23 protein-coding genes are annotated in these 20,691 nt (G+C 72.3%); 10 read left to right on the forward strand and 13 right to left on the reverse strand.

Annotation, left to right across the window (positions count from 1 at the left end):
- Positions 1-9 precede the first annotated feature (9 nt).
- Complete coding sequence (locus ACR68M_RS17685) at positions 10-540, reverse strand: tRNA adenosine deaminase-associated protein (RefSeq protein WP_441251481.1); 531 nt, start codon at positions 538-540, stop codon at positions 10-12.
- A 232-nt stretch (positions 541-772) separates the two neighbouring features.
- Positions 773-985 carry a hypothetical protein gene (locus ACR68M_RS17690; RefSeq protein ID WP_441251482.1) on the reverse strand — a complete coding sequence of 71 codons (213 nt, stop codon included), beginning with the start codon at positions 983-985 and terminating at the stop codon, positions 773-775.
- Positions 986-1,113: 128 nt separating this feature from the next.
- On the opposite strand from ACR68M_RS17690, the gene upp reads away from it, so the two are divergent.
- Entirely contained in the window at positions 1,114-1,749 is a 636-nt protein-coding gene (gene upp, locus ACR68M_RS17695) for a uracil phosphoribosyltransferase (RefSeq protein ID WP_441251483.1), read from the forward strand.
- A gap of 120 nt (positions 1,750-1,869) precedes the next feature.
- Here the strand turns inward: upp and ACR68M_RS17700 are convergent, their stop codons facing one another.
- Positions 1,870-2,583 carry a LytR C-terminal domain-containing protein gene (locus ACR68M_RS17700; RefSeq protein ID WP_441251484.1) on the reverse strand — a complete coding sequence of 238 codons (714 nt, stop codon included), beginning with the start codon at positions 2,581-2,583 and terminating at the stop codon, positions 1,870-1,872.
- 238 nt (positions 2,584-2,821) lie between these two features.
- Positions 2,822-3,118: a type II toxin-antitoxin system VapB family antitoxin gene (locus tag ACR68M_RS17705; protein ID WP_350529411.1), complete on the reverse strand. Its 297-nt coding sequence runs from the start codon at positions 3,116-3,118 to the stop codon at positions 2,822-2,824.
- A gap of 132 nt (positions 3,119-3,250) precedes the next feature.
- Between ACR68M_RS17705 and ACR68M_RS17710 the strand changes: the two genes are divergently transcribed.
- On the forward strand, positions 3,251-4,846 hold the full coding sequence (locus tag ACR68M_RS17710; RefSeq protein ID WP_441251485.1) for a helicase HerA-like domain-containing protein: 1,596 nt from the start codon (positions 3,251-3,253) through the stop codon (positions 4,844-4,846).
- A gap of 32 nt (positions 4,847-4,878) precedes the next feature.
- Here ACR68M_RS17710 and ACR68M_RS17715 read toward each other — a convergent pair whose 3' ends face one another.
- From ACR68M_RS17715 to ACR68M_RS17725, 3 genes are all read right to left on the reverse strand, one after another.
- Positions 4,879-5,346, reverse strand: a complete 468-nt coding sequence (locus tag ACR68M_RS17715; protein ID WP_441251486.1) for a hypothetical protein — start codon at positions 5,344-5,346, stop codon at positions 4,879-4,881.
- Between the two features lie 103 nt (positions 5,347-5,449).
- Entirely contained in the window at positions 5,450-6,613 is a 1,164-nt protein-coding gene (locus ACR68M_RS17720) for a hypothetical protein (RefSeq protein ID WP_441251487.1), read from the reverse strand.
- A 96-nt stretch (positions 6,614-6,709) separates the two neighbouring features.
- A complete protein-coding gene (locus ACR68M_RS17725; RefSeq protein ID WP_441251488.1) occupies positions 6,710-7,471 on the reverse strand; it encodes a rhomboid family intramembrane serine protease in 762 nt (253 codons plus the stop codon).
- A 237-nt stretch (positions 7,472-7,708) separates the two neighbouring features.
- On the opposite strand from ACR68M_RS17725, the gene pyrB reads away from it, so the two are divergent.
- Positions 7,709-8,746: an aspartate carbamoyltransferase gene (pyrB, locus tag ACR68M_RS17730; RefSeq protein ID WP_441251489.1), complete on the forward strand. Its 1,038-nt coding sequence runs from the start codon at positions 7,709-7,711 to the stop codon at positions 8,744-8,746.
- Between the two features lie 97 nt (positions 8,747-8,843).
- Entirely contained in the window at positions 8,844-9,680 is an 837-nt protein-coding gene (locus ACR68M_RS17735) for an SDR family NAD(P)-dependent oxidoreductase (RefSeq protein ID WP_441251490.1), read from the forward strand.
- Between the two features lie 31 nt (positions 9,681-9,711).
- Here the strand turns inward: ACR68M_RS17735 and ACR68M_RS17740 are convergent, their stop codons facing one another.
- Positions 9,712-10,296: an HhH-GPD-type base excision DNA repair protein gene (locus tag ACR68M_RS17740; RefSeq protein WP_441251491.1), complete on the reverse strand. Its 585-nt coding sequence runs from the start codon at positions 10,294-10,296 to the stop codon at positions 9,712-9,714.
- 96 nt (positions 10,297-10,392) lie between these two features.
- Between ACR68M_RS17740 and ACR68M_RS17745 the strand changes: the two genes are divergently transcribed.
- Positions 10,393-10,902 (forward strand): DinB family protein, encoded by a 510-nt coding sequence (locus tag ACR68M_RS17745; protein WP_441251492.1) that lies wholly within the window; start codon positions 10,393-10,395, stop codon positions 10,900-10,902.
- An 8-nt stretch (positions 10,903-10,910) separates the two neighbouring features.
- On the opposite strand, the gene ACR68M_RS17750 is transcribed toward ACR68M_RS17745, so the two are convergent.
- Positions 10,911-11,534 (reverse strand): TetR/AcrR family transcriptional regulator, encoded by a 624-nt coding sequence (locus ACR68M_RS17750; RefSeq protein ID WP_441245069.1) that lies wholly within the window; start codon positions 11,532-11,534, stop codon positions 10,911-10,913.
- Positions 11,535-11,609: 75 nt separating this feature from the next.
- Between ACR68M_RS17750 and ACR68M_RS17755 the strand changes: the two genes are divergently transcribed.
- Positions 11,610-12,233, forward strand: coding sequence for an RBBP9/YdeN family alpha/beta hydrolase (locus ACR68M_RS17755; protein WP_441245070.1), 624 nt, complete (start codon positions 11,610-11,612; stop codon positions 12,231-12,233).
- Between the two features lie 29 nt (positions 12,234-12,262).
- Here the strand turns inward: ACR68M_RS17755 and ACR68M_RS17760 are convergent, their stop codons facing one another.
- Positions 12,263-13,162 carry a transporter substrate-binding domain-containing protein gene (locus ACR68M_RS17760; RefSeq protein WP_441245071.1) on the reverse strand — a complete coding sequence of 300 codons (900 nt, stop codon included), beginning with the start codon at positions 13,160-13,162 and terminating at the stop codon, positions 12,263-12,265.
- A gap of 172 nt (positions 13,163-13,334) precedes the next feature.
- Positions 13,335-14,246, reverse strand: a complete 912-nt coding sequence (locus tag ACR68M_RS17765) for a helix-turn-helix domain-containing protein (protein ID WP_441245072.1) — start codon at positions 14,244-14,246, stop codon at positions 13,335-13,337.
- 98 nt (positions 14,247-14,344) lie between these two features.
- On the opposite strand from ACR68M_RS17765, the gene ACR68M_RS17770 reads away from it, so the two are divergent.
- The 3 genes from ACR68M_RS17770 to dacB all read left to right on the forward strand — a co-directional run bounded on the left by ACR68M_RS17770 (position 14,345) and on the right by dacB (position 18,098).
- On the forward strand, positions 14,345-15,856 hold the full coding sequence (locus ACR68M_RS17770; RefSeq protein WP_441245073.1) for an alpha/beta fold hydrolase: 1,512 nt from the start codon (positions 14,345-14,347) through the stop codon (positions 15,854-15,856).
- A 60-nt stretch (positions 15,857-15,916) separates the two neighbouring features.
- Positions 15,917-16,318 (forward strand): VOC family protein, encoded by a 402-nt coding sequence (locus ACR68M_RS17775; protein WP_441245074.1) that lies wholly within the window; start codon positions 15,917-15,919, stop codon positions 16,316-16,318.
- A gap of 184 nt (positions 16,319-16,502) precedes the next feature.
- Complete coding sequence (gene dacB, locus ACR68M_RS17780) at positions 16,503-18,098, forward strand: D-alanyl-D-alanine carboxypeptidase/D-alanyl-D-alanine endopeptidase (protein WP_441245075.1); 1,596 nt, start codon at positions 16,503-16,505, stop codon at positions 18,096-18,098.
- 34 nt (positions 18,099-18,132) lie between these two features.
- On the opposite strand, the gene ACR68M_RS17785 is transcribed toward dacB, so the two are convergent.
- Positions 18,133-18,942 carry a maleylpyruvate isomerase family mycothiol-dependent enzyme gene (locus ACR68M_RS17785; protein ID WP_441245076.1) on the reverse strand — a complete coding sequence of 270 codons (810 nt, stop codon included), beginning with the start codon at positions 18,940-18,942 and terminating at the stop codon, positions 18,133-18,135.
- A gap of 170 nt (positions 18,943-19,112) precedes the next feature.
- Between ACR68M_RS17785 and ACR68M_RS17790 the strand changes: the two genes are divergently transcribed.
- Entirely contained in the window at positions 19,113-19,901 is a 789-nt protein-coding gene (locus ACR68M_RS17790; protein ID WP_441245077.1) for a DUF4232 domain-containing protein, read from the forward strand.
- A gap of 15 nt (positions 19,902-19,916) precedes the next feature.
- On the opposite strand, the gene ACR68M_RS17795 is transcribed toward ACR68M_RS17790, so the two are convergent.
- A complete protein-coding gene (locus ACR68M_RS17795) occupies positions 19,917-20,627 on the reverse strand; it encodes a TetR/AcrR family transcriptional regulator (RefSeq protein ID WP_441245078.1) in 711 nt (236 codons plus the stop codon).
- Positions 20,628-20,691: the final 64 nt, after the last annotated feature.

A 20,691-nucleotide genomic window follows, 5' to 3' on the forward strand; every position in this document is an offset into this window, starting at 1 on the left:
CGGCAGGCCCTAGCGGACGGCCTCCAGCACCTCGGTGCAGCCCAGGGCGTCGGCGATCACCGTGATCGCGTCGCCGTCCAGGGCGCGCAGGGCCGGGGCGGTCACCCCGAGGTCGGCCAGCAGCTCCGGGTCGCCGAGCGGGCCGACGGCTCCGGCGGGCCCGCTGTCGGCGCGGACGTCGTCCTCGTCGGGCTCGGCCTCGCCGTCCTCGTCGTCCGGGTCCGCCACGAGGTCGTCGAGGTCGTCGAAGTCCTCGTCGTCGTCACGACCGATCAGTTCGTCCGTGAGCATCGACCCGTAGGAGCTGCGGGCGGCTGCGGCGGCGTCCGAGACGAAGATCCTCGGGTCCTCCTCGCCGTCCACCCGGAGGATGGCGAACCAGGTGTCCTCCTGCTCGATCAGGACCAGGACGGTGTCGTCGTCCCGGGCGGAATCTCGGGCCAGATCGGCCAGATCGGCCACGGTTTCCACGTTGTCGAGTTCTGGTTCGCTCGCTTCCCACCCGTCGTCGGTGCGAGCAAGCACAGCAGCGAAGTACACCGGGGACTCTCCCAAGCTTGGTCTCGGCTGTAGGCGATCTCGGGCGAACGCGGACTGGCCGCCCCCGCGCCAGAGGCGGCCCGTCCATTCGGACCGTCCCACCGGCATCGTGACAGAAAGCTGGTCCTCGCGGGGGGTGTTCGGCACCGCGTCTTTGCAGGTCGTGTCGGAATGGCCGGTCGACAACCGAGGATCCGGCCGGGAGCTCGTCAGATCCCGGCGGTCCACCTCGTCAGATTCGGAAGGTGCGCATCCGCAAGGCCTCGCGCATCCGGCGCTCCTTCGTCCGCCGTGGCTGCACCCGGGCGCGCAACTCGCGGGCTTCGGCGAGTTCCCGCAGGAAGACGGCCCGCCGTCGACGGCGCTGGGCCTCGGTCTCGGGCGGGGGCGCGTTCTCTTCGGGGGCCTCTGTCGAGCCGGCCCCGGCGTCCGGGTTGCTCTTCATACGGTCCGACCTTCCCAGAAGAGTCGGGTTGATACCACAGGAAAGGTCTCGGTTCGGACATATCGCAGGCTCGCCGCCGGGGTGTCGCGGTGTCGTGTGCATGCGCCCGTGCCCGATATGGTCGGAACATGCGTCTCCATGTCGTCGACCACCCGCTGGTGGCCCACAAGCTCTCCACCCTGCGCGACGAGCGCACCGACTCGCCGACCTTCCGGCGGCTGACCGACGAGCTCGTCACTCTCCTCGCCTACGAGGCCACCCGGGACGTCCGGACCGAGCAGGTGGAGATCACCACCCCCGTCGCGGTCACCATCGGCACCCGGCTCAGCTACCCCCGCCCGCTCGTGGTGCCGATCCTGCGCGCCGGGCTCGGCATGCTCGACGGCATGACCCGGCTGCTCCCGACCGCCGAGGTCGGCTTCCTGGGCATGGTCCGCAACGAGGAGACGCTGGAGGCGTCCACCTATGCGACCCGGATGCCGGACGACCTCTCCGGCCGTCAGGTCTACGTCCTCGACCCGATGCTCGCGACCGGCGGCACGCTCGTCGCGGCGATCCGGATGCTGATCGAGCGTGGCGCGACCGACGTCACCGCCGTCGTCCTGCTGGCCGCGCCGGAGGGCGTGGCCGTGATGGAGCGTGAGCTGGCCGGTCTGCCCGTCACCATCGTGACGGCCGCCCTGGACGAGCGCCTGAACGAGAACGGCTACATCGTGCCGGGCCTCGGCGACGCGGGCGACCGCCTCTACGGCACCGCCGGCTAGCTTCAGGCAACTGGCCGGCTACAACAGGGGCGCGGGGAACTGCGCGAATCCGGAAGGCAACAAGTCTTCCGCTTCGCGCAGTTCCCCGCGCCCCTCGTGGTTGACGCCGGTGCGAGCGCTTCAGCAGCTGCCGGGGGCCGGCGAGGCCGCCGGGGACGGCTTGGTCGCCAGCGCGAGCGCCGCCGCGGCCTGGGTCGGGTCGAGCAGGTCCGCGTAGCTGTCGCCGATCACGAAGTCGACGGTGGCGTCGGCGCGGGTGTCGGCCGTGGTGACGGCGGTGGCGACCTGGGAGCCGAGCAGCTTGGCCGCGCCGAGCCCGGCCGGGCCGCTGACGACCTGTGCGGTGCCGGGCACCTTCTTGTCCAGGGCGGCCGGTGCGTTGCCGACCTTGCCGATGACGAAGCCGCGCTTCTTCAGCTCGTCCGCCGTACGGGCGGCGAGCCCGGCCTTGGCGGTGGCGTTGTAGACGTTCACGGTGACCGTCGGCGGCTGCGGGACGGCGGTGCTGGTCGACCCGGGAGCGGGGCCGCCCGGGGCTGCGGGCGCACCGGAGGCGGCCGCCGGGGCGGACGCTGCGCCGGAGGCCGCGACCGGCGCGGCGAGTGGCTTGCCGGAGGCGGAGGTGGTCGCGCAGGCCTGGGCGGTGGAGTGCTTGCCCTTGCCGCTGAAGATGTCCACCAGCTGCACGCCGCCGAGCGCGATCAGCGCGAGCGCGAGCAGCGAGCCGATCGCGGCCAGGATCTTCTTGCTCTTGCGGGGCGGGCGGCCCAGGCGCGGGTAGGAGTTACCGGTGATCCGGTACTGCTTCCCCTTCAACCCCTGGGGAGTCAACATGCTCACAGTCTGTCTCCCCCTCGTGCCTGGACAGGCTCGGTGACGGGTACGGCCAGTGCGGGTACGGGCCAGTGACGGGTACGGCCGGGTGGGCATGACGCCCCAGCTCCGGCCGTACTCGGAAGACTAGTGCCACTCCGACTGCGAAGGTACAAAATGATCATCATCTGGAGTACGGCGGCACTCGAAAGGATGTACCGGCACCGCCGCCGGAGTGGGGAGAAGTTGTGAAGGGGAGTCAGTCCATTTCCAGGACGCGGGCGTGCAGCACCTGGCGTTGTTGCAGGGCGGCGCGGACGGCGCGGTGCAGACCGTCCTCCAGGTAGAGATCGCCGTGCCACTTCACCACGTGGGCGAAGAGGTCCCCGTAGAAGGTGGAGTCCTCTGCGAGCAGGGTCTCCAGATCCAGTTGGCCCTTGGTGGTCACCAGCTGGTCCAGCCGCACCGGACGTGGCGCGACGTCCGCCCACTGGCGGGTGCTGGTCCGGCCGTGATCCGGGTACGGCCGTGCGTTGCCGATGCGCTTGAAGATCACACGGAAAGCCTACCGTCACCGCGCCGTCAGGCCCAGCAAGCGTGGCCTGGCCTGCGTTCGGTGATTCGTAGCGATTACATAGGAAATGCCCTTTCAGTCCCCCAGTTCTCCGCCTCCCGGGAGCCCGCCGCCATGACTGCTGAGTCGCCTGCCGAATCGTCCGCCGGGTCACCGTCCGCCGTTGCCGCGCAGATCGCCGCCGGGTACGCCTTCACCGGGCCGGCCCTCGATCTCGGGGCGGTGATCCAGGGGACCACCGCGTACCCCGAGTCGCAGGTCCGCATCCCGCTCGCCGTGCTCAACCGGCACGGGCTGGTCGCGGGGGCGACGGGCACCGGCAAGACCAAGACGCTCCAGCTGATCGCCGAACAGCTCTCGGCCCAGGGTGTCCCCGTCTTCCTCGCCGACATCAAGGGGGACGTCTCCGGCATCAGCGCCCCCGGCGAGCCGGGCGAGCGGGTCACCGCCCGCGCCGCCGAGGTCGGGCAGGAGTGGCGGGCCCTCGGCTGCCCCAGCGAGTTCTACGCCCTCGGCGGGCAGGGCGTCGGCATCCCCGTCCGGGCCACCGTCACCAGCTTCGGCCCGCTGCTGCTCGCCAAGGTGCTGGATCTGAACGAGACCCAGGAGGCCTCGCTTGGCCTGGTCTTCCACTACGCCGACCGGCAGGGGTGGGAGCTCGACGACCTCAAGGACCTGGTCGGGGTGATCACCTTCCTCACCTCGCCCGAGGGGAAGGCGGAGCTCAAGACGGTCGGCGGGCTCTCCGCCGCCACCGCCGGGGTCATCCTGCGTTCGCTGACGCTGCTGGACAACGAAGGCGCCGGAGCCTTCTTCGGCCTGCCCGAGCTCGACACCGCCGATCTGCTGCGCAAGGCCCCGGACGGCCGGGGCATCGTCTCCGTGCTGGAGCTGCCCTCGGTGCAGGACCGGCCGAGACTCTTCTCGACCTTCCTGATGTGGCTGCTCGCCGACCTCTACCAGGAGCTGCCCGAGGTCGGCGATCTCGACCGGCCGAAGCTGGTGTTCTTCTTCGACGAGGCGCACCTGCTCTTCACGGGTGCGTCCAAGTCGTTCCTGGAGGCGATCACCCAGACCGTCCGGCTGATCCGCTCCAAGGGCATCGGGATCTTCTTCGTCACCCAGACCCCGCGCGACGTGCCGGGGGAGGTGCTCGCGCAGCTCGGCAACCGCGTCCAGCACGCGCTGCGGGCCTTCACCCCCGACGACGCCAAGGCGCTCAAGGCGACGGTCTCGACCTTCCCCAAGTCCTCGTACGACCTCACCGAGGTGCTCACCCAGCTCGGCACCGGCGAGGCCGTGGTGACCGTCCTCTCCGAGAAGGGCGCGCCCACCCCCGTCGCCGCCACCCGGCTGCGGGCGCCGCAGTCGCTGATGGGCCCGGTCGAGGAGACGGCCCTGCGGGCGGCGGTCGACGCGTCACCGCTGACGGCCCGCTACCGGGACGCGGTCGACCGCGAGTCGGCGTACGAGAAACTGGCGGCGCGAGACGCCGCCGCCGCGCCGGCCCCTGCGCCGGAGGCTCCGGCACCCGCCCCGGCGCGCGAATCGGCGCCCGAGGCAGAGATGGAGCCGGGACGGGACGAGGGCGGCCTGCTCGGCAGTCTGCTGCACAGCCCGGCGCTCAAGTCCTTCGCCCGCTCGGCCGGCACGCAGCTGGGCCGGGAGATCACCCGGAGCCTCTTCGGCACCTCCAAGCGGCGCCGCTGAGCGGGCGGCGGGCGGCGTAGGCGGTCAGCCGGTCAGGCGGCCACCGGCGCGGCCGCTGCGGTGCCGGCCAGGCCGAGGCTGCGCAGCGCGATGTGCTGGGTGTAGGCGAGCAGACCGATCGTCACCCCGGCCATCACCACGGCGAAGAGGCCGTGGCCGAGGGGGGTGTCGATGCCCAGGCCGAGGGCGGCCATCACGAAGTGGCTGCCCACGCGGAGGGCGACCAGGCCGATGACGATCTTGCGGGTCTCCTTGCCGCGCCACAGCGCCTTGGCGAGCCGGAGCCGACGGCGCATCATCGTCAGCGAGACGGCGATGTTCACGACCAGCAGGACGATCAGCGCGGGCCAGGCCCAGTGGACGGCCTTGATGATGTCGAAGGCCCCGGCGAGCACGCCCTCGAAGCCGAAGAACCAGACCGGCAGTTTGTAGTCGGCGGCCACCAGGCCGGTGGTGTCGAGTTCTTCGGTCGGTGCGGTTTTCTTCTTGAAGATGTTCATGCTGTCCCCCGTGGTCCGTGTGTTGACCACCACTCTGCCGTGCGCGGTGTACGGGCGGCAGAGCGGGGCATCACGAATCGGGAATGACAGCTGTCACACGCCGCTACCGGAGTGCGGCGCCGATCCGGTCGAGGGAGGAGAGCCGCATCAGGCCGTAGTTGTAGAACTCGACCTCGGGGACACCGAGTTGGCGCAGGGTGTCGATCTTCGCGGCGAGGTTGGCCGGGCCGTCGCAGTCCTGGGTCATCGGGCGCAGGATCACGGCCATCTCCGCCGGGCGGATGCCGTGCAGGGCATAGGCGGCGACCTTCTCCCGGACGGCCTCCGGGGTCTTCGCGTAGCCGAGGGTCTCGATCTGGTGCGCGGCCTTGCCGATCGCCGACAGGTCGATGCCCGAGAGCCAGCCCTTCCCCGGGCCGCCGCCGTCCATGAAGGTCAGCCGCATGCCCAACTGCGCTGCGGCCTCGGTGACCTCGGCCGTCAGCGAGGTGACGGTCGAGAGCGCGGCGTCGATGTACGCGGCGACGGCGCCGCCCGCCAGCTCGTCCAGCGGGGTCGGGTCGGCGGCCCGCCGCTCGTCGGCCAGCCGGGCGCGCAGCTCGTCCTGGACGGCCTGCCGGGTCTCGGCGGCGGGGACGCCCAGGGCCTGCGCGCGGGCCAGGCAGTGGTCGCAGAAGCAGAGGCCGAGCAGGGCCTCCGTGACGGGCCCGAGCTGCTCGAAGTACCGCTCGTGGTGGTAGCCGTGGCGCAGGCCGTGGAAGTGCAGCGACTCGGCGCGGATCGCGTCCACGCCGTAGCGGGCGAACTCGGCGACCAGCGTGGTCGCGTACTCCCGCACCTCCGGGTTGGCCGGGCAGAGCTCGGTCAGTTGGCGGTCACCGAAGGCGTTGGCGGGTGCGCAGTCGGGGTGTTGGAAGCCGAGCCGGTCGTTGTGGCAGAAGACCGTCCAGGCGTGCAGCTTGAGCCCGCGCCGCTGCGCCTCCTGGGCCGCCTCGGCGAACGGGTCGCGGTCGCCGATCGCGGTGGACGGCGTCGGTGCGAGCCGCCGCCCGGCCCAACGGGCGGCGTCCGGACGGAAGTACGCGGCGCCGGGCTCCAGGTACCGGATCACCCGGCGGGGGTTGTGCGGGAAGACGTCGCGCGCCTCGTGGTAGACCGAGGCCAGCGTGACGCCGCCGACGCCCGCCCGGTCGGTGAGGTTGCCGAAGAAGGTGTCGGCCCCCTCGTCGATCAGGTCGGTCGCGAAGGCGAGGACGGAGGACTCCACAGGGCGGCTCCGGGGCAGGTGGTGCTGGGTGCGGGCCAGGCCACGCTAGCCCGGCGGACGAGTATTGGTCTATACCTGACGGCGGAAGCAGAGCCCTCAGAGGCCGAGGTCGTCGAGCTCCTTGAGCAGCTGCGCCCGGGAGTCGTCGGCCTTCCCGGTGGGCTGGGCCGGTACGGCGGCGCTCGGAGCAGCGGCGTTCGGTGCGGCGGCAGCGGTTACCGGCTTCGGGCTGCGGTCGGCGCGGACCGGGCGGCCGGCGCGGTCGCGGAACAGCCAGGCGCCGAGCAGCCCGCCGACCAGGCCGCCCAGATGGCCGAGCCAGCTGACGCCCGGCGTGCCCGGCACGGCGGTGGTGAGGATGTACGCAAAAGAGGCGCCCATCACGACGCCGATCAGGCTGTCGATCAGATTCCGGTCGAAAAGCCCGCGCAGCACCACATAACCGAAGTATCCGTAGATCACCCCGCTCGCGCCGACCGTCACCACGTGATCACGCTCGAAGAGCCAGACCGCCGCGCCGCTGGCCAGCACCACCAGCAGCGTCAGCCCCAGGAATCGCTTCACGCCCCGGTAGGCCGCCAGGAAGCCGAAGATGAACAGCGGCCCGGAATTGCCCTCCAGGTGACGCCAGTTGACATGCAGGAAGGGCGCGGAGAGGACGTCGGCCAGCCGGGTGGGCTGCTGCGCGACGATCCCGTACTGCTGGGTGAGCGAGTACCCGTCGGCCCAGTTGACCACCTGGACGACCCAGATCGCGCAGAGCACTCCGAACATCACGAAGAACGCCCTGCGGGCCTCTGCGATCATCTTCGCCGGAAGCTGGTCCGCGCCGCCGCTGGGGGAGTGCTCCGTAGCCATGGGGAGACTCTACGGGCGTCCACCTGGCAAGGCCAGGAAAATCCGGCAATGCCGTTCAATAGCCCGGCGGCAATTCCGGGGCCGAGCACGGCCGCCATTCCCCGCCGAATGATCGGCGGAGGGTATTTCGGCAAATGTTCGGGCTGCCTTCACCCCAGTACACTGGCGGCGCAGAGCAGACAGCAGAGCAGACAGCAGAGCAGACAGCTGAGCACTACAGAGGAAGTCAGAGCCGCCATGTCACTGACCGGAAAGCACATTCTCTCCAGCGATCTCTTCGACCGGGACGAGTTGGAGCGGCTCTTCGAACTGGCGGACCTCCTGGTGCCCGTCGCCCGTGGCGAGCAGGTCACCCGGGTGCTCGAAGGCGCGGTGATGGCCAGCCTCTTCTTCGAGGCGAGCACCCGCACCCGGCTCTCCTGCGAGTCGGCCTTCCTCCGGCTCGGCGGCGCCGTCACCAGCACCACCGGCACCGGCGTCACCTCGATCTCCAAGGGCGAGTCGCTCGCCGACACCGCCCGGGTGGTCGGCGGCTACTGCGACCTGGTGGTGATGCGCCACCCCGAGGTGCAGTCCATCCACGACTTCGCCGGGGCGACCAACGTCCCCGTGGTCAACGCGGGCAACGGCGCGGGCGAGCACCCGACGCAGGCGCTGCTCGACATGTTCACCCTGCACCGCGAGTTCGACCGGCTCGGCAAGAGCATGGACGGCCGCCGGATCGCCCTCGTCGGCGACCTGCTGCACGGCCGCACCGTGCACTCCCTGATGAAGCTCCTCACCCGGTACGAGGGCCTCACCATCGCCTGCGTCTCCCCGGCCGAACTCGGCATGCCCGCCGAGCTGCTCGAGCTCGCCGCGGCCCGGGGCCACCAGGTCGAGGTGAGCGACAAGCCCGCCATCGCGCTGCGCGAGGCCGACGTCGTCTACGCGACCCGGCTGCAGACCGAGCGCTTCGCCGACAAGCCCGTCCCGTACAGCGACGACTTCCGGATCGACCGGGCCCTGGTCGAGCGGGTCTGCACCGCCGACGCGGTGATCATGCACCCGCTGCCGCGCGACAGCCGGTCCGGCTCCAACGACCTGGCCACCGACCTCAACAGCGACCCCCGGCTGGCGATCTTCCGCCAGACCGACAACGGAATCCCCACCCGGATGGCCCTCTTCGCCTCCGTCCTCGGCGTCGTCGACGAGATCCGCAGCTCGCTGCGCACCGCGAGCTGGTACCGCCCGGCCTTCACCGGCCCCGACGACGCGCCGTTCTACCGGCGCTGAAACGCCCTCCCCGTGTGATCGGGACAGACCCTAGAATGTCGGCGGTCCGACGCCGGGGGCGCGTCGCGATCACGGGCACTATGGGGGAGAAGTCGACATGACGGACCAGCAGATGACGGACCGGCAGATGCGGGACTGGCCGCCGGCGGATCGACCGGCGGCCGAGCGGCCCGGCGACCGTCTGGCCGTGGTGACCGGCGGCGGCTCGGGCATCGGCCGGGCGATCGCCGCCGAACTCGCGGCCTCCGGCTGCCGGGTGGTCGTCGTCGGCCGCCGGGCGGAGAGCCTGGAGGAGGCCCGCAAGGCGATCGACGCCGCTGTCGGCGCCGCACGGGTGATTCCGGTTGTCGCGGATCTGACCGACCCCGAGCAGATCGCCCGCGCGGCCGGGACGATCACCGCGCTCGGGCCCGTCGACGTGCTCGTCAACAACGCCGGGTCGGCCGTCCCCACGCCCGCCGACGACAGCCTGGCCGCACTCGCCGACTCCTGGCGCAGCGGCCTGGAGGCCAATCTGCTGTCGGCGGTGCTGTTCACCACCGCGCTGCTCGGCGGGCTCCGCCGCCCCGGGGCGCGGCTGCTGGTGATCAGCTCGACCGCCGCCCAGCGCGGCGGCTCGGGCGCGCACTCGGCCGGTGCGTACGCGGCCGCCAAGGCGGCGCTGCACGGCTGGGCCTTCGGCCTGGCCCGCGAACTCGGCCCCGACGGCATCACCGTCAACCTCGTCGCCCCCGGCTATGTCGCCGAGACCGAGATCTTCGGCGACCAGTGGTCGGAGGGCTTCCACGCGGCCAAGGTCGCCGAGACCCTGGTCGGCCGCGCGGGCCGTCCCGCCGACGTCGCGGGCATCATCGGCTACCTCGCCTCCCCGGCCGCCGGCTACATCACCGGCCAGGTCATCGGCGTCAACGGCGGCGTCGTGCTGGGCCGTTGACGCAGTTCCCCGCGCCCCTTGGGGCTGGCCGTCAGGGTTTGGCCTTCTTGGCTTCCTGCTTGGCCGCCTGCTTGAAGCTCCGGACCTCGCTCAGCGATTCGGGTCCGGTGATGTCGGCGACCGAGCGGAAGCAGCCCTGTTCGCCGTAGAGGCCTGCTGCCTCGCGCCAGCCGTCGGGGCGGACGTCGTACTGCTTGCCGAGCAGGGCGAGGAAGATCTGCGCCTTCTGCTTGCCGAAGCCCGGCAGGGCGTTGAGCCGGGCGAGCAGTTCGGCACCGGTGGGTGCGTCGCGCCAGACGGCGGCCGCGTCGCCGTCGTAGTGGTCGACCAGCTCCTGGCAGAGCTGCTGCACCCGCTTGGCCATCGAGCCGGGGTAGCGGTGCACGGCGGGTTTCTCGGCGAACAGGGCGGCGAAGGCCTCCGGGTCGTACCCGGCGATCTCGTGGGCGTCCAGGTCGTCGCGGCCGAGGCGTTGGGCGACCGTGTAGGGGCCGGTGAACGCCTTCTCCATGGGCACCTGTTGATCCAGCAGCATGCCGACCAGTGCCGCCAGCGGGCTGCGGCCGAGCAGCTCGTCGGCCTCGGGTTGCTGCGCGAGCCGGATGGTGTGGTCCATGGCCGTATCCTGCCGAACTCCGCTGCTCCGGCGGGCCGCAACACGCCCGTGCGGTCACGCGGCGCTTGTGGCCGCCGCTGTGGTTGGGTGTCGCTCATGACGACCCCTCAGCTCCCTGGCGTGGGCGAACGCGCCGAACTGCTCCAGGTGCTCGCCCGGCACCGGGGCTTCCTCCGCTACACCTGCCGTGATCTCACCGACGAGCAGGCCGCCCGGCGCACCACCGTCAGCGCGCTCAGCCTGGGCGGCCTGGTCAAGCACGTCACGGTGGTGGAGGCCCGCTGGATGCGCTTCGTGGCCGGCGGCGCCGAGGCGATGGAGAGCGAAGCCATCGACTGGGAGGGCCAGTTCGTGATGGCGGACGGCGAGACGCTGGCCGGGCTGCTCGGTGCGTACGAGGAAGTCGCCCGCCGGACGGACGAGTTGGTCGTGAGCCTGCCGGATCTGGACGCCGCGCACCCGCTCCCGGTCCGGCCGTGGTTCGAGCAGGGTGCGTCCTGGTCCGCGCGGCGGGTGCTGCTGCACCTGATCGCCGAGACGGCTCAGCATGCGGGCCACGCCGACATCATCCGGGAGTCCCTGGACGGCGCGAAGACGATGGGCTGAGGGAGCCGCTAGGCGCCCGGCGGGGTGGCGGCGAAACCGCTCAGCAGGGTGCGGACGTGGGCCGGGGCGTCGGCGGGGTCGAGTGGGGTGTGTCCGACCAGCAGGCGGTACCAGAAGGGGCCGAAGACCAGGTCGGCGGCGTGCTCGAGATCCAGGCCGGGGGTGAGCTCGCCGTGGGCGACGCCGCGCGCGAGCAGGTCGGTGACGATGGCCCGGCGGCTGCGGACCCAGCTCCGGAACTGTTCGGCGAAGGCCGGGTCGAGCTGGGCCTCGGCCATCAGGCCGCGCAGGGCGTTGACCCGGAAGGGGTGCTCGACCACGCGGTAGAGCTCCTCGACGAAGGCGGTCAGGTCGGCGGCGGTGCTGCCGGTGTCGGGGGTGGGCATCCGGCGGGCGACGGCCTGGCCGTAGGCGTCGAGGGCGAGGGTGGCGCGCGTCTTCCACCAGCGGTAGAGCGTGCTCTTGGCGACGCCCGCCCGCGCCGCCACGCCTTCCATCGTCACGGCGCCGTAGCCGGCCTCCTCGATCAGGTCGGCGGTGGCGGCGAGCACGGCCGCGCGGGCGTCCTCGCTGCGGATGCGGCCTCCGGTGCGGGTGGTCCGGGGGTGCGCAGAGTCGTTTGCTTCTGGCATGGACGTCACGGTAGCAGCGTGCTAACTTCAATCGAAACGAAACGTAGCGATTCGATTTGAGGAACGAGGCATCCCATGAGCACCGTCGTGGTCTCGCACATGCTCGCCGGCTCCGGCGCCGACATCTGGTACCCCGCCCTCCGGGCAGAGTTCACCGCGGCCGGCCACCACGTGGTCATCCCCGACCTGCCCGACCCGCAGGCCCCCGACGCCGACGCCTGGCTGAAGGCGATCACCGCCGTGACCGACCCGGCCCAGGCCCCCGACACCGTCCTGGTCGGCCACAGTCTCGGCAGCGTCAACCTGCTGCGCCTGCTCGCCCGGCACGACACCGAGCGCTTCGGCCCGTACGCGGGCCTGGTGCTGGTCGCCGGCATGGCCAAGGAGGTCGGCTACGAGCCGCTCGCGCCGTTCTTCGCCCCGGCCTTCGACTGGGCCCGCATCCGCAGCGCGGCCCCCGCCGTCCGGGTCCTGCACGCCGCCGACGACCCGGTCACCGGCGCCGCCACCCCCGAGCACCTGATGTCCTTCGCCCGCGACCTGGGCGCCACCGTCACCCTCCTCCCGACCGGCGGCCACTTCCCCACCACCGGCACGCCGCTCACCGAACTCCCGCAGGCGAGCCGCCTGGTGCGCGAGCTGCTCCCGGCAACGGCTGCGGCCCCGACCACGGGCGTCGCCGACGGCGGAGCGCTGTAGTCAGGGCCGCAGCCGGGGCCGAGGGCGTGTCAGTTGCCGCCGTTGACCACGGAGTTCTGGATCGCACCCGCCGAGAGGGTGCGCTTGGCGAGGATGTCGCCGTACGTGCCGTCCTCGACGATCGAGTTGATCGCCTTCACCAGGACGTCCCGGAGTACGCCGCTGCTCTTGGGCACGGCTATCCCGTACGGGCGCAGCTGGAGCTGGTTGCCGGTGAGCTCCAGGCTCTGGCCGTTGTCCAGCGTCTGGGCGTTGTACTGGGCCTTGGCGTAGTCGCTGAGCGTGGCGGCCGCGGTGCCGTTGCGGACCTGCTCCAGCGCCTGTGCGTCGGAGTCGACCTCGTTGACCGTCAGGGTGCCGGTCCGCTTGCAGGCGTTCACCTGGCTGTTGGCCAGGTCGTCGTGGATGGTGCCCTTCTTCACCACGACGGTCCTGCCGCACAGGTCGTCGAGCTTGGTGATCTTGTCGGGGTTCCCCTTGTGCACCATGATCGCGATGCCGGCGATGAAGTAGTCGACGAAGTCGACGCCCTCGTTGACGGTCTTGCCGTTCTTGTCGAGGCCCTGCTGGCGGGCCCGGGTGTCGGTGATGCCCGAGAACCCGATGTCGTACTTCTTCTCCATCACGCCGGGCAGCACGTTCTGGAAGAGACCGACGTCCTGGAACTCGAGCTTCACGCCGAGCCGCTGCTCCATCGCGGCCGCGATGTCGGCATCGAGGCCGTCGGCCTGCCCGTTCGCGCCCTTGAAGATCACCGGAGTGGCGGTGAGCGAGGCCCCGACCCGGATCGTCCCGGCCTTCCGGATGGCCTCGGGCAGCTGGTCGTGCAGTGAGAGCTTGCCACTGCTAGAGCCACAGGCGCTGAGCATCAGTGCGCCGACGGCGACGGCGGCCACAGCGCCGTAGCGGCGTCCGGTGGTGGCAGGCATGTTCGATCTCCCAGGTCGTGGAGGCACGGTGCCCGGCCGACCGGGGGTCCGTGACGGCAGGCTGGGCAGACTATAACCACCATGGTCACGACAGCTCTCAGGAGGGTTCGTAACCAGTTGATCAGTGCAGGTGATCGCGTTGCGCGGGCCACCCGCGCCCAGGCCGGCCGGCTCAGACCTCGGCGGCGCTCTGGGCGGTCAGAGCATCGCGGAGCCAGTCGTGGGCGGTGCCCATGGTGGGCTCGGCCGAGCCGGTGAGCTCGGCCGTCAGCTGCCAGTAGCGGTCCATCCTCGGGTCCGAGCCCGCAGCCAGCTGCCCGCCGAGCTTGCGGCGGAAGGCGGGCGTGTCGGGGGTGTCGAAGGACCGCGCGTACGCGGCCACGAAGCAGTCGAGCGCGTCGCCCTCGTGCGGCGGCCGGTCGGCGCGCAGGCTCGCCGAGGCCAGCCCGTACGCCTCGCCGAGGCCGTCGTAGAGCACGGCCGGGCGGTGGGCGGGGAGCTGCGGACGGTCCGGGGGGCAGAGGTCGGGGCGCTTCTCGGTGGTGAGCGCGTGCAGCCGGGCGAAGGCCAGCACCTGGGCCGGGGTCGGGTCGGGCGGGGGCTGCGGGACGGCCGCTTCGAGGATCGAGGAGACCAGCCGGGCCGGCAGCCGCGCAGGCAGCACGAACCGCCAGAAGCGTGCCAGCGGGGCCGTGCTGGGCGGGGTGGACATGCCACCGATCAGCGCCAGCCGCTCGGCCCGCTCCTCGGGCGTGCAGTCCTGCAGCAGCTGCAGCGCGGCCTCGCGCCAGCGCAGCGCCGTCAGCTGCGTGCCCAGCTCGCGCAGCTGCCCCGCGATGACGTCCTCCAGCAGCTCTTCGCGCTCGAGTACGCGGCTCACCTCGGGGACCGGCAGATCGAGGGTGCGCAGCGAACGGATCAGCCGGAGCCGGTCCAGCGCCTCCGGGCCGTACCGCCGGTGGCCGCCGCTGCTGCGGGTCGCTTCGGGCAGCAGGCCGCGGTCCGAGTAGAAGCGGACGGTCTTGACGGTGACACTCGCGTGCTCGGCGAGCTCCCCGATACTCAGCGTGCTGTCGGGCGACAAGGCTTGAACCTCCCTCAGGGGGAGTTCCTACCGTACAGGGGAGGGCAGGACGGCCGGGGCGGCCGATCCAGGGGAGCCCTGCTGACGAGGAGACGGTCATGACGGCATTCGTACTGGTTTCGGGCAGTTACACCGGCGGTTCGGTCTGGCAGGAGGTCGCCGCCGGGCTGCGGGCGGCGGGCGCCGAGGTGCACCCGGTGACGCTCACCGGCATGGGGGACAGCCGGCACCTGGCGGGCCCCGACACCGGGCTGGAGACGCACGTCGAGGACCTGGTGCAGCTGCTCGACCGGCTGGAGACGCCCGAGGTGGTGATCGTCGGTCACGACTACGGCATCCACCCCGTGCTGGGCGCCGCCGACCGGCGTCCGGAGCGGATCGCCCGGATCGTCCACCTCGACGCGGGCATCCCGCTGGACGGCGAGTCGGTGCTCGACCTGCTGCCGGACCCGGCGATCCGCGAGGCACTCGTCCAGCAGGCCGAGGACGGCTGGCGGATCGCCCCGCCCACGGCGGCCCAGTGGCCGATGCTGGGCAGCACCGCCGGGCTCACCGCCGAGGCGCTGGACACCCTGACCCGGCAGGCCGCGCCGCAGCCGCTCGGCACCCTGACCCAGCCGCTGCGGCTCACCGGGGCGGCCGCCGACGTGCCGACCTCCGGCATCCTGTGCACCGGCAACGGGATGAGCATCGGCATGGTCGAGACCGTGCTGGGGATGGGCGACCCGCGTCTGCAGAAGCTCGTCGACCCCCGGGTCGGCTTCTTCGAGCTGGCGACCGGCCACTGGCCGATGCTGTCCGTGCCCGAGGAGCTGACCGAGGTGCTGCTCCGGGCCGCGGCCGGCGAGGGGCACCGGCTGGCCGTCCGGACGGACGAACTGCCCGCCCACCTCCAGCCGTTCCTGCTGGACGTCCCCGAGCTGGAGCGCGAGCGCGTCGGGCAGGTCGACCTCTACCTGCCCGAGGCCGCTGCGGCGACCGCCGGGCCGCGTCCGGCGGTGGTGTTCGTGCACGGCGGCCCGGTGCCCGCCGGGGTGCAGCCCACGCCCCGGGACTGGCCCGCCCTGGTCGGCTACGCCCGGTACGTGGCGAGCCTGGGCGCGGTCGGCGTGACGCTGGACCACCCGCTGCACAGCCTGTCCGACTACCCGCAGTCCGCCGAGGCCGTGGCCGCCGCCGTCGAGCTGGTGCGGGCCGATCCCCGGGTGGACGGGGAGCGCGTCGCGGTCTGGATCTTCTCCGGCGGCGGGCTGCTGTCGGCCGACTGGCTCGGTGCGCCCCCGCAGTGGCTGCGCTGCCTCGCGCTGACCTACCCCGTCCTCGCGCCGCTGCCCGGCTGGGGGATGGGCGAGACCCGGTTCCGTCCGGCGGCGGCCGTCGCCTCGGCCGGGCGGCTGCCGGTGGTGCTGACCCGGGTGGAGCTGGAGGTCGCCGAGATCGCGGGCACGGTCGCGGAGTTCCTGGCCGCCGCGGAGGCGGGCAACGCCGACGTCGAGGTGGTGGACGTGCCCGGGGGTCACCACGGCTTCGAGACGATCGACCACACCGACGAGGCGCGCCGGGCCGTCGAGCGGGCCGTCGGCTCCGTACTGGCCCACCTGGAGGGCTGACCGGCGGGTACCGGCCCGGGGTGCCCGACGGGTGCGCCCGGCGCCGGTACCGTCTGGCGGGTGATCAACGCACAGACACGGGTACGCATCGCCCGCCCCTCCCGGGATCTCGCCGCCGCCGAACGCTTCTACGTCGAGGGCCTCGGCCTCGACGTGCTCTGGCGCACGGCCGAGCACGTGCCGGGCGAGCACGACCTCCTGATGCTCGGACTGCCCGGCGGGCCCTGGCACTTCGAGCTCACCCACGACCCCGAGCGGCCCGTCGAACCGGCGCCCACCGTCGACGACCTCTTCGTCCTCTACCTGGGCGAGCCCGTCGACAAGGCCCTGGTGCGGCGCATGCTGGCCGCCGGCGGCACGCACGTCACCCCCAACAACCCGTACTGGGACGAGCACGGCGTGACCGTCGCCGACCCGGACGGCTACCAGCTCGTGCTCTGCTCGCGCGGCTGGTCGGCCTGAGGCCCCGGCCCGTGCGGTGAGCCGGGTGCGGTGAGCCGGTGTGGTGAGTCGGTACGGCCGGCTGGTGCGGCGGGTGGGTGAACCGCCTGCCGGGACGTTCGGCGGGCGGGCCCGGTGCGGTATGTGTCCCCCGGACCGAGTGGCCGTCAGGCAGTGGCGCGCCCGCGCACGGACAGGTGGATGCATGACTACGACCCGCAGACGTTGGCGTACCTGGGTCACGGCCCTGGTGGTCTCCGCAGTGGCGGCCGGGGCGGCGGGCCCGGCCGCCGCGCACGACGACGGCCTCGGTGCCGAGATCGCGGCGATCATGGCCAAGCCGGGCTACGAGCACGCCCAGTGGGGTCTGTTGGAGGTCGACGACTCCACCGGGCAGGTGATCCACTCGCGGTTCCCGGACCAGTTCTTCATCCCCGGCTCGACGGCGAAGCTGATCAGCGTGTCCGGGGCCTGGCACGCGCTCGGCAGCGACCACACCTTCACCACGCCCGTGCAGGCCATCGGCCACCGGAACGGCACGGCACTGGACGGTTCGCTCGCCCTGGTCGCCCAGGGCGACCTGACCATGGGCGGGCGGACGGCGCCGGACGGCTCGGTCTCGTACACCGACCTCGACCACACCTACGCGAACGACGTCCCCGGCGCGACCCTCACCCCCGAGGACCCGCTCGCGGGGCTGGACGAGATTGCCCGGCAGGTGCGCGGATCGGGCCTCACCGAGATCCGGGGCGACGTCGCCGTCGACTCACGGCTCTTCACGTCCTTCCCGGACCTGGACCCGACGCCGACCCCGCTGATCATCAACGACAACCTCATCGACCTGCTGACCACGCCCACCGCCCCCGGCGAGCCGGCGCAGCTCAGCTGGCGCCCGCAGGTCGCGCCGTACCAGGTGGAGTCCACCGTCCGGACGGTCCCGGCGGGCAGCGCCACCAGCATCACGGTCACCGCCTCGCCGGACGGCACGCACATCAGCCTGTCGGGCACGATCGCGGCCGACTCGCAGCCGGCGCTCCGGGTCTCGGCCGTCCGCGACCCGGCGGCCTTCGGCCGGACGGCCCTGATCGAGGCGCTGGCCCGCGCGGGAGTCACCGTCACCGCCCCGCCGACCGGGCCGAACCCGTCCGGCCTGCTGCCGGACTCGTACGACGGCACCGAGCGCGTCGCGGCCTTCGTCTCCCCGGACTACGCCAAGTACGCCAAGCTGATCCTGAAGGTCAGCCACAACCTCGGGGCCAACCTCGCGATCTGCCTGATGGCCGTCACGGCCGGCAGCCACGAGTGCGAGGACGGCTTCCCCGTACTCAACGCCTTCCTCCGCCAGGCCGGGATCGACCCGACCCAGTCGCAGCTGCTCGACGGCCGGGGCGGCAACCCCGTCGACCGGGTGACACCGACCGTGGAGAGCGAACTCCTGCACTACTGGCAGGGCACGGCCGACGCGGACGCCTTCCGCCTCGCGCTGCCGATCCTCGGGGTGGACGCCCTGCTGGCGCACGTGTGCGACGGCTGCCCGACCTGTCCGGGCCGCGGCAAGGTGTGGGCCAAGACCGGTACGGTCGCGGGCTTCGACGCACTGAACCAGCGCCTGGCCATCGGCGCCCAGAGCATCGGTGGATACCTCGACGCGGGGCACGGCAAGCTGCACACCTTCTACCTGGTCGTGAACGGCGCCTCCACCCCCAGCACCGACATCAACGGCGTCATCGACATCGGCAACGACCTGGCCCGGATCGCGGGCCTGCTCCAGGAGCAGGCGGAGGCCCGCAGCAACTCCTGAGCCCCTGCCGGCCCCGGTTGGTCCGCCGGGGCGGTCAGGGCGCGCGGAAGTACGTGGGGAAGGCCGGGGCGAGGCGGGGGCGGCGGCCCCAGGCGAGGATCCTGCCGCGCGCGATGGCGGCCCACGGGTTGCACCGGCCCAGCGCGATCAGCAGGAAGGTGAGCGGCTCGGTGATGATGGTGCAGTCCGGGCGCGGGTCCGCGCCCGGCGTCACGGTCAGCACGCCCGCCTCGAAGCGGGCGCCGTAGCGCGGGCCGCCGCGCAGGCCGATGGTGTAGCGGGCGGTGAGGCCGCCGACGGCCGCGGGGTCGACCACCCGGGGCATGGCCGCGATGAGGAACGGCAGGCACAGCTCGATGCGCGCCCGGTCGGCCATGTGCGGGCGGCGCACGGCGCGGGCGAGATCCCAGCCGTGGCCGAGCATGTGGGTGAGCAGGTAGGACCCGAGGGTGTCCAGGTCCATCGGGCCCAGCGGCGTCAGCACGGGCGCCCCGGGGTCGCGTCCGGCGGCCGCCGCGACGAAGGCGCGGGCGTGCTCGACGACGGCCCCCGCCAGGGCGTCGGGCGCCCGCTCCGGGTAGGCGGCGAGCGAGTCGGCGTTGGCCTCGGCCAGGCTGCCCGGGGTGCCGTCGCCGTACGGGCGCTCGGCCCCGGCGGCGAGGTCGGCCATCAGCTCGTTGGCGAGCGCCAGGTGTGCGGCCGCCTCGCCGATCGTCCACTCCGAGTCGGGCACCCGGGCCGCCGGGTCGGCGCCGTGCAGCAGCGCGGCGATGTCCTCCGCCGTCGCGGTGATCGCCTCGTGAAGCTGCTCGCGCGGTCGCTGTACCGGCAGGTGGGTGGCCATGGAGGTGAAGCGTGGACCACATCCCCCGGCCTGTCCAGAGCTCGGAGACGGACAGCCCTTCCCTCGGCCCCGGGGCATGGCCGACCCCATCGGGCCGGAACCGATCAGGCGGATCGCGACGTGTAGCGGGAGGCAGGGGACGACCTGCGTAGAAGCTCTCGGGGGACAGCATGACCAAGCACACGATCACCAGCCGCCGCATACTTCCGGTCACGCTGCTCACCGTCGCGACGGCCCTCGTGCTGACTGCCTGCGGCGGCGCGAGTGGCACCGGTACGGTCGCCGCCTCGCCTGCCGCTTCGTCCGTCAGTACCCCGACGGCGCAGCCCACCGCTCCGACCGGCGCACCGAGCGGCACCGCGCACCCGAGCCCGTCCCACAGCTCGCCCCGGCCGGTCGCAGCGAGCACCAAGGCCACCGGCTCCAGCACCTCCACCGGCTCCACCGCCGGCACCGACAGCGATGCCTACGCCTACGCGCACCCCTGCGCGGGGGAGCGGGTCAGCGTCAAGGCCGGGTACGACGCCCAACTGGGCACGACCAAGCGGCTGATCCAGGTCACCAACACCGGCAGCACCGCCTGCGGCCTGAGCTTCTACCCGACCGTGGCCATCGACCGGAGCAGCACCGTGCGGGGTGGCAGCGGTGAGGTGCAGACCGTCCAGCCCGCCGTGTCGAACGACCTCGGCGACGGCGAGGGCTACCCCCTCCAGGCGGGCCGGACGGCCTACGCCGTGGTCGACCTCAACCCCACCCACAGCACGACCGGCGGCAGTCGCCAGTACGACGAACTCTCGGTCGTCGCCAGCACGAAGCTCCCCAACGCCTACACCGTCAGCACGATGATCGCGGAGCAGGGCGGCACGCCCGGCAACCCGTACGTCAAGACGCCGTTCCTCGGGAAGTACTCCGACACCGTCGCCGACGCCGCAGCCACGGCCAACCCCACCGGTCACTGACCTGCCCCCGGTGCGTCAGGGGCGGCCGGTGGACGTCCAACCCTGCTGGTGGAGCCTCTCGAACCCGTCCAGCAGCAGGTCGAGCGCGAACTCGAACTCGAACTGGTCGTCACATCCGCCGCCCACGATCGCGCCTTCGCGGTGCGCGCCGGCCATGGCCATCTCGACGATGAACGGGTACCGGGCCGCCATCGCGGCGTCGACAGCCGGCTCGGCTTTCTGCTCGGCGCTCGGCGCGGCCGGGAACAGCTCCTGGGTGAAGCCCCACATGCGGCTGCCGAGGGTGTGCATCACATGGTGGGTGAGGTCGACGGAGAGGCCACCCGCCCGGAACGTTCCGATGACGGAGTTCATGTAGTCCAGCACGACCGCCGTGGGGCTGGTCCGCGACTCGATGACGCGAGACGCCCACGGATGGCACAGGAGTGCCCGCCGGGCCGAGAGGACGCGCTGCCGGATCGCGGTCCTCCAGTCGGCCCCGTCGGCCGGGGCGTCGATCTCGCCGACGATCACGTCGACCATGCCGTCGAGGAGTTGCTCCTTGTTGGCCACGTGCTTGTAGAGCGCCATCGGTACGACGTCCAGCTCCTGGGCGAGGTGGCGCATGCTCAGCGCTTCGATGCCGTCCCGGTCGGCGAGTGCCACGGCGGCGCGCAGCACGCGGTCCCGGTTGAGCGGGGCTCGGCGCCCGGCATCCGTCTGCCGGGCCGTTTCCTGTTCGGGCATCTCACTGTCTCCCGGTCCTGTCCTTGACGAGTGTACGGCGTACACCCTAGCTTGAGCACGCAAA

The organism is Kitasatospora sp. McL0602 (genome assembly GCF_052076145.1).
GTDB lineage: Bacteria > Actinomycetota > Actinomycetes > Streptomycetales > Streptomycetaceae > Kitasatospora.

Coding starts and splice junctions, on each gene's coding strand:
- ACR68M_RS17790 (WP_441245077.1), top strand. CDS start 19,113: ATGACCAAGCACACGATCACCAGCCGCCGCATACTTCCGGTCACGCTG.
- upp (WP_441251483.1), top strand. CDS start 1,114: ATGCGTCTCCATGTCGTCGACCACCCGCTGGTGGCCCACAAGCTCTCC.
- ACR68M_RS17700 (WP_441251484.1), bottom strand. CDS start 2,583: ATGTTGACTCCCCAGGGGTTGAAGGGGAAGCAGTACCGGATCACCGGT.
- ACR68M_RS17755 (WP_441245070.1), top strand. CDS start 11,610: ATGAGCACCGTCGTGGTCTCGCACATGCTCGCCGGCTCCGGCGCCGAC.
- ACR68M_RS17735 (WP_441251490.1), top strand. CDS start 8,844: ATGACGGACCAGCAGATGACGGACCGGCAGATGCGGGACTGGCCGCCG.
- ACR68M_RS17740 (WP_441251491.1), bottom strand. CDS start 10,296: ATGGACCACACCATCCGGCTCGCGCAGCAACCCGAGGCCGACGAGCTG.
- ACR68M_RS17795 (WP_441245078.1), bottom strand. CDS start 20,627: ATGCCCGAACAGGAAACGGCCCGGCAGACGGATGCCGGGCGCCGAGCC.
- ACR68M_RS17745 (WP_441251492.1), top strand. CDS start 10,393: ATGACGACCCCTCAGCTCCCTGGCGTGGGCGAACGCGCCGAACTGCTC.
- ACR68M_RS17785 (WP_441245076.1), bottom strand. CDS start 18,942: ATGGCCACCCACCTGCCGGTACAGCGACCGCGCGAGCAGCTTCACGAG.
- ACR68M_RS17710 (WP_441251485.1), top strand. CDS start 3,251: ATGACTGCTGAGTCGCCTGCCGAATCGTCCGCCGGGTCACCGTCCGCC.
- ACR68M_RS17770 (WP_441245073.1), top strand. CDS start 14,345: ATGACGGCATTCGTACTGGTTTCGGGCAGTTACACCGGCGGTTCGGTC.
- ACR68M_RS17750 (WP_441245069.1), bottom strand. CDS start 11,534: ATGCCAGAAGCAAACGACTCTGCGCACCCCCGGACCACCCGCACCGGA.
- pyrB (WP_441251489.1), top strand. CDS start 7,709: ATGTCACTGACCGGAAAGCACATTCTCTCCAGCGATCTCTTCGACCGG.
- dacB (WP_441245075.1), top strand. CDS start 16,503: ATGACTACGACCCGCAGACGTTGGCGTACCTGGGTCACGGCCCTGGTG.
- ACR68M_RS17760 (WP_441245071.1), bottom strand. CDS start 13,162: ATGCCTGCCACCACCGGACGCCGCTACGGCGCTGTGGCCGCCGTCGCC.
- ACR68M_RS17725 (WP_441251488.1), bottom strand. CDS start 7,471: ATGGCTACGGAGCACTCCCCCAGCGGCGGCGCGGACCAGCTTCCGGCG.
- ACR68M_RS17690 (WP_441251482.1), bottom strand. CDS start 985: ATGAAGAGCAACCCGGACGCCGGGGCCGGCTCGACAGAGGCCCCCGAA.
- ACR68M_RS17715 (WP_441251486.1), bottom strand. CDS start 5,346: ATGAACATCTTCAAGAAGAAAACCGCACCGACCGAAGAACTCGACACC.